The sequence below is a fragment of the Chroococcidiopsis sp. genome, assembly GCF_051657925.1.
Classification (GTDB): domain Bacteria; phylum Cyanobacteriota; class Cyanobacteriia; order Cyanobacteriales; family Chroococcidiopsidaceae; genus Chroococcidiopsis.
The window spans coordinates 1-7,198 of the sequence record NZ_JBOFLP010000016.1; the positions used below are offsets into that span (position 1 = coordinate 1).

Genomic DNA, 7,198 nt, shown 5'->3' on the forward strand with positions numbered 1-7,198 from the left:
AAAAAATTTAAATTTGTAGGAGAAGACGGTGGCTGCTATAGATATCGTGTTTCTCGTTGCTTACTTTGTAGGTGTAGCGGCGATTGGTTATTGGTCGAGTCAGAAAAGTTTAGCGACTAGCAAATCATATTTTTTGGGCGGTGGAACTATTGGTTGGGCAGCAATTGGTGCAAGTCTATTTGCTAGTAATATTTCTGCCGAACACTTCATTGGATTAGCAGGTAGCGGCGCTAGTTCTGGTCTAGCAGTAGGGCAATTTGAATGGATTGCCTGTTTTATGCTGTTGCTATTAGGCTGGCTATTCGTGCCGTTCTATCTCCGCACGGGTGTATTTACGATGCCGGAGTTTTTAGAAAGGCGTTTTAATCGTGAGTGCCGTACCTATTTATCCGCAATTTCATTAATTGCTTATGTCTTTACAAAAATTAGCGTAGCAGTCTATGCAGGTGCGATCGTTCTGCAAACAATTTTAGGCTGGAATATTTGGCTAGGCGCGATCGCCTTGATTGTAGCTACGGGTGCGTATACAGTTTTTGGCGGTTTAAGAGCAGTTATTTATACTGACTTCTTCCAAGCATTTGTTTTGATTGCTGGGGGAATTTTCTTGACTGTGGCGGCGATTGTTAATGTCGGCGGTTTTGGTGCTTTGTCCCAAAAAATCGACCCCAACTTTTTTAGTTTGTGGAAAGACATCAACCATCCCGATTTTCCCTGGACGGGAATTTTATTCGGCGCACCGATCTTAGGCGTATGGTATTGGTGTACTGACCAAATGATCGTCCAACGCACCCTTGCTGCACCTAATATTGAAGTTGCAAGGCGATCGACAATTTTTGCTGGATTTTTAAAACTTTTACCCGTATTTATCCTCGTCTTACCAGGTATCGCAGGTAGAATTCTGTTTCCCGACGTGGAACCAGACAGAATGTATGCCACGATGGTGAATAATCTCCTCCCCCCTGGAATTAAGGGATTGGTAATTGCTGGATTACTAGCGGCGTTGATGAGTTCTCTTTCCAGTGTCTTTAATAGTAGTTCCACGCTAGTCGTGATGGACTTCTACCAAAGGTGGAAACCAGAGGCAAGCGATCGCGAGTTAGTGCGAGCCGGACAGATTTCGACTATTCTACTGGTAGTGACTGGTTTGCTATGGCTCCCCTTTATCGGGTTGATGAGCAATCAGCTTTACGTCTATCTCCAGTCAGTACAAGCCTACGTTTCGCCACCGATTGCTGCTGTCTTCTTGATGGGTATCTTGTGGAAACGCGCTACTGGTAGGGCGGCTTTCAATACCTTAATTACTGGTTTTATTTTGGGTGCAATTCGATTTGTTGCTGAAATCGCCGTAAAAGCAGGTTGGATAACTTGGCGACCTTTGGTAGCCTATGCCACGATCAATTTCTTACACTTCGCGATTCTGCTGTTTGTAATTTCTATTGCCATTTTGGTACTTGTCAGTTTAACCAGTGCTGCACCAAACCAGAGACAACTAGAAATCTTCCAGCACTCAGATGCAGAGTTGGAGAAGTTTTCTGGTTCGCATCGATCGCACAATCTCAATGTTAGATTGAGTTTCATCCTCGCCGCGATCGTCTTGGTATTTTGGGTTGTTTTTAGTCCCCTTGTCGTTAGTTGATTGCGAGAAAAAGAAAGTGTAGAGACGTTACATGTAACTGTCTCTACACTGCTAATTCTTCGGCGACAGCTTCAGATTCAAAATTGACAAGACCAAGATAATTAAAAACATTACCAAACCGATCGTGCAGGCATAGCTAATATCTAAACTACTGCCAAAAGCTTGCTCGTAAAGGTAATAAACAATTGTTTTAGAACTGTTGCGGGGTCCACCTTTGGTCATGATGTAGATTTCTTCAAAAACCTTGGTGGCGGAAATGGCAGAAATGACGGCTACTAGCATTAAGTAAGGTCGCATTAATGGCACTGTAACATCCCAGTGTTTGCGCACGCCATCAGAGCCGTCAATCGCGGCGGCTTCGTATAATTCTGCTGGAATCGACTGTAACCCAGCTAAATAAATGACCATGTAGTATCCTAGTCCTTTCCACACTGTCACTGCGATGACGCTAAAAAGGGCGAATCTGGGACTAGTCAGCCAGGGTATACCACTAGTTAAAATTCCAGTTTGTTTCAATAATTGATTCAGCAATCCATTCTGGGCGTACAGCCACCGCCAAGCAATCCCTGCTACGACCATAGAAATAATAACTGGGGTGTAATAGGCAGCGCGAAACCAGTGCATTCCTCGTAGTTTCTGGTTAACTAAAATCGCCAAAGCCAAAGGAATTGCTACCAAAATCGGCACGGCGATCGCTAAATACAATACTGTATTTCCCAAAGTTTGCCAAAAGACTTTATCCTGCCACAAACGCTGAAAATTCGCGAAACCAATCCATTCAGGTGCTTGGGTTAAGTCGTATTCGTAGCGAGTAAAGCTCAAATAAAATGCTTGCAGGGCAGGATAAAAGACTGTCAGCCCTAGAACGAGCAGCGCTGGTAGTAAAAATAAGTATGGAGTGAGGCGCTGTTGAATTAACGTCCAGTTGACAGGCACGGATTTATGCATGGAACTGATTGCGTGGTAATTGGTAATTAGTAATTGGTGATTGGTAATTGGTAATTGGTGATTGGTAACTAACTGTTTTACTACAAATAGAACTAATTCCCCCCTTGTTAAGGGGGGCTAGGGGGATCGAGTAACTTTCGCTCAACCCAGACCTAAATCTGTCACCGCACCGAGACTGCTAGAAGATACCAACTTGGCATACTTTGCTAACACGCCTGTAGTATACCGTGACGGGCGGGGTTTCCAACTAGCACGACGTTGAGCTAATTCTTCATCCGATACGTGCAAGTGTAAGGCACGGGAACGAGCATCAATGGTGATAGTATCCCCTTCTTTTACCAGGGCGATCGCACCTCCTACAGCGGCTTCTGGGGCGACGTGACCGACGACCATGCCGTATGTTCCACCTGAGAAACGCCCGTCAGTAATTAATCCTACCGAGTCTCCCAAGCCAGCGCCGATAATTGCCGAAGTGGGGGCTAGCATTTCTCGCATCCCAGGTCCTCCTTTGGGTCCTTCGTAGCGAACGACGATGATATCTCCAGCTTTGATTTGATTTGCCAAAATTGCCGCTAGACAGGCTTCCTCAGATTCAAATACCCGTGCAGGACCCGAAATTTTTGGTGCCTTCACCCCCGTAATTTTCGCCACCGAACCTTCTGTTGCTAGGTTACCTTTCAGGATTGCTAAATGCCCTTCGGCGTAAAGGGGATTTTCCCAAGGGCGAATCACATCTTGGTTAGCAGGTGGAGTATCGGGGACATCGGCTAAAACTTCGGCGATAGTTTGTCCGGTAATTGTCAGCGCATCGCCATGCAATAAACCATGTACGAGCAACATTTTCATCACTTGGGGAATCCCGCCGACTTTGTGTAAGTCTGTTGCTACATATCTACCACTCGGCTTGAGATCGCAAATAACTGGAACGCGGGCGCGGATGGTTTCAAAGTCATCTAGAGTGAGTTCTACTCCTATTGAATGGGCGATCGCCAGTAGGTGTAAAACAGAATTGGTAGAACCACCCACAGCCATAATCACCGCGATCGCATTTTCAAACGCCTGACGAGTGAGAATTTGACGGGGTAAAAGTTGTTTGCGAATGGCTTCAACTAAAACAAAGGCTGATTTTTCCGTACTTTCGGCTTTTTCTGCATCCTCTGCTGCCATTGTGGAAGAATAGGGCAAGCTCATCCCCATTGCTTCAAACGCAGAAGACATTGTATTTGCCGTGTACATTCCACCACAGGAACCAGCCCCAGGACAAGCACGGCGTTCGACTTCAATTAATTCTGTTTCGTCAATTTTGCCAGCACTGTATTGTCCTACAGCTTCAAATGCACTGACAACTGTTAAATCTTTGCCGTTGTAGTGTCCTGGTTTAATTGTTCCACCATAGACAAATATTGCTGGGATATTCATCCGCGACATAGCAATCATCGCCCCTGGCATGTTCTTATCACAGCCGCCGATCGCTAAGACTCCATCCATACTCTGTCCGTTACAGACAGTTTCAATTGAATCGGCAATCACTTCCCGCGATACGAGGGAATATTTCATCCCTTCCGTTCCCATCGAAATACCATCGCTGATGGTAATCGTACCGAATATTTGCGGCATTCCCCCAGAGTTACGCACTCCTGCTACAGCACGTTGGGCAAGATCGTTAATTCCCATGTTGCAGGGAGTGATGGTACTGTAACTGTTGGAAATACCGACGATGGGTTTAGTAAAATCTGCATCACCAAAGCCAACAGCCCGCAACATAGCACGGTTAGGCGATCGCTGCACGCCTTGGGTCACAACTTGACTTCTAAGGTTGTCCGACATTTTCTATCCTTGAGGATACGATCGTATGGGAAGACTTTGTATTGTCGCAAAAAAGATTGGACTTGGTAACAAAACTTCTTACGATTTAATCATGCCGCAGATAGATACTGACATTTACAGTAAAGTTACATAATGATAATGTTGAGAGCGGAAATTCAACTAAATTTCTTACTCTCGACAAGGATATTGGATTGCTACGAGATAGCAAAGATTCTGACATCTTCAAATTCACATCGACTGCAATTGTTAACTGACGAGTGGTAAAAAAGCAGCGATCGCACTGTAGCCTTTCAAGTCTCTGTCAATAAGTCGTAAATACTGTTTGTTGTTGACGGTTAACAGTTGACAGTTAAGCGCCACTATAAAGATCGGCAAGCCTCAATTCAAAAAACAAAAATTTCGCCCTAACACTCCCTCAATGTTTAGCTTTCTCACCTCGTGTGGTGGGTGCGATCGCGATTGTCGGGCATTTGGCGAAAATCAGTGGTTGAATTTTCAAAAAACTCTCGATATTAACTGGCACCGGAGACAGCTACTGCAACAAAGACTAAAGCTGCAACCAAAACTGCACCTGCAACACCACCAATAATATAGTTACGCTTCTGAGCGTTGCTCGGTGGTTCTGCCGTGTAAACCTTCGGCTCTACAGCAAAGTTATTTAAACGACCGCCTTCTTCGGTGGTATAGGGCATGAATCAAGTCCTTTCTACTTTTGCTTTGCTTAACTTTAACAAAAAATGGTAGAAATACTCTCCTACTTTAGTTAAGAAAATTTACATATGCGGGAGTCGGCAGAGGCGGGTTTCCAAACTTGCCTGTACGGGAATCAAGAGTCGGGGAAATAGCTGCTTTAGCTAGTAACAGTGCCACTCACGGGAGAACTGGCGATCGCGTAATCTTTGATCGGTATCCGTCCGGCGAGGTAGGCGAGTCGTCCGGCTTCGGTAGCTAATTTCATGCCGCGTGCCATAGCTGGGGGATTTTTAGCTTGAGCGATCGCCGTGTTAATGAGTAAAGCATCTGCTCCCAACTCCATCGCTTGCGCGGCTTCGCTAGGCGTGCCAATTCCCGCATCAACCACCACTGGCACGCCAGCATTTTCAATGATGATTTGAATATTCGCCGTTGTTTTCAGTCCTTGTCCAGAACCAATTGGAGAAGCCAAAGGCATCACAGTTACGCAGCCAGCTTCCTCCAACCGTTTCGCCAGCATTGGATCGGCATTGATGTAAGGTAATACAGCGAAACCTTCCTTCACCAATTGTTCTGCTGCTTGTAAAGTCCCGATGGGATCGGGCAGCAAATATTTTGGATCGGGAATCACTTCTAACTTGACAAAATTGTTATCTTCTTGTCCTAAAACCTTCGCCATCTCGCGCCCCAAACGAGCAACGCGAATTGCTTCTTCCGCCGTCTGACAACCAGCGGTATTGGGTAACATCCATAGCTTTGTCCAATCCAAAGCCTCGGCTAAATTTTCATGTCCAGGTGCTTTCGTTTGCACTCGCCGCACGGCAACGGTGACAATTTGACAACCGCTAGCAACCACGCTTTGCTGCATCTCTTCTACATTACGATACTTACCAGTACCAGTCATCAAGCGGGAAGAAAAAGTGCGATCGGCAATAACTAAAGGGCGATCGAGGGACTGTTGCTGTGGTAGATCTAAAGTTTGCATTTGTAAATGATTGGTAGTTGGTAGTTGGTAGTTGGTAGTTGAGTGGTGCGTGAGAACAAGACACTGCTAACTGGTCACTGGTCACTGGTCACTGGTCACTGGTCACTGATAATTGCTCCCTCTCATAAATCGCAAATAACTAAAACTATCTAACAAAGGCTCCGATTTTTGCTCCCAAACTAAGTCAGCAATTAACTTGGCAGTGATGGGTGCGAGGAGAATGCCGTTGCGATAGTGACCAGTGGCTAAGGTAAGATTCGAGCAGGGGCTATTTCCTAAAATGGGTAGTTCATCAGGAGTAGCAGGACGAAAACCCCACCAAAATTCGCGAATTGGATAATCTTGTAATTGGGGATAGATCCGAATAGCGCGTTGTAGTAAAGCTTGAATTCCCGCCGGGGTATTATAAGGGGTAAATCCTACATCTTCGCTGGTAGCACCGATAATAATCCGGCGTTCGCGGCGCGGCACGATGTAGACATCTGGGGCATATAAAACCCGTTGGAGAGTCGCATCACCGCGATCGCTATCTGGTATTTGTACCGATAGCATTTGCCCTTTTTTCGGACGTACGGGTAAGGGTAACAACTCTGACGACCAAGCACCAGATGCCAGAATATAGCGATCGGCTGGGAAGTTGCCACTCGAAGTCTGAACGCCAATGACTCGCCCTTGATGCTGTAAAATGCCTTCAACAGCAATTCCATCGTGCAAATCTACGCCCAAAGATTCTGCTGCCGACCATAAAGCCAAAGTCAAAGCCCGATTATCAACTTGAGCATCTTCGGGATACCACCAACCGCCCTTAACTGCTTCACTCAATCCTGGTTGGTAGAGGTGGATTGCTTCTTTATCGAGATAGTAAGCGGGAGAAGTCGGGAATCGGGAGTCGGGAGTCGGGAGTCGGGAGTCGTCGAAAGTCATCTGTTCGCCCCTCGCCCCTCGCTCCTCGCTCCTCGCTCCTTCATACACAGGCGCGAGAATGCCGCAAGCCCAGTAACCCGTTGGTTTACCGCTAATTTCTTCTAGCTTGCGCGTCCATTCGGGGTAGAGCGATCGCGATCGCCAGCACAGATCTAACATTGCCCCTGGAGGGATTTGTTCGGCTT

Annotated in this window: 4 protein-coding genes and 1 pseudogene; 1 reads left to right on the forward strand and 4 read right to left on the reverse strand. The window is 46.2% G+C overall.

Annotated elements, in window-relative coordinates:
• Nucleotides 1–28 precede the first annotated feature (28 nt).
• Nucleotides 29–1,636, forward strand: a complete 1,608-nt coding sequence (locus ACRC32_RS01320; RefSeq protein ID WP_438552287.1) for a sodium:solute symporter — start codon at nt 29–31, stop codon at nt 1,634–1,636.
• Between the two features lie 51 nt (nt 1,637–1,687).
• On the opposite strand, the gene ACRC32_RS01325 is transcribed toward ACRC32_RS01320, so the two are convergent.
• The 4 genes and pseudogenes from ACRC32_RS01325 to thiO all read right to left on the reverse strand — a co-directional run.
• The gene (locus ACRC32_RS01325) at nt 1,688–2,584 is read right to left on the reverse strand and encodes a carbohydrate ABC transporter permease (RefSeq protein ID WP_438552288.1); all 897 of its coding nucleotides are present in this window, start codon (nt 2,582–2,584) and stop codon (nt 1,688–1,690) included.
• A gap of 141 nt (nt 2,585–2,725) precedes the next feature.
• Nucleotides 2,726–4,411 carry a dihydroxy-acid dehydratase gene (ilvD, locus tag ACRC32_RS01330; protein ID WP_438552289.1) on the reverse strand — a complete coding sequence of 562 codons (1,686 nt, stop codon included), beginning with the start codon at nt 4,409–4,411 and terminating at the stop codon, nt 2,726–2,728.
• 512 nt (nt 4,412–4,923) lie between these two features.
• The gene (gene psb34 / locus ACRC32_RS01335; RefSeq protein WP_039716353.1) at nt 4,924–5,103 is read right to left on the reverse strand and encodes a photosystem II assembly protein Psb34; all 180 of its coding nucleotides are present in this window, start codon (nt 5,101–5,103) and stop codon (nt 4,924–4,926) included.
• Nucleotides 5,104–5,261: 158 nt separating this feature from the next.
• Nucleotides 5,262–7,198: pseudogene (gene thiO, locus ACRC32_RS01340) on the reverse strand (glycine oxidase ThiO); the annotation flags it as partial.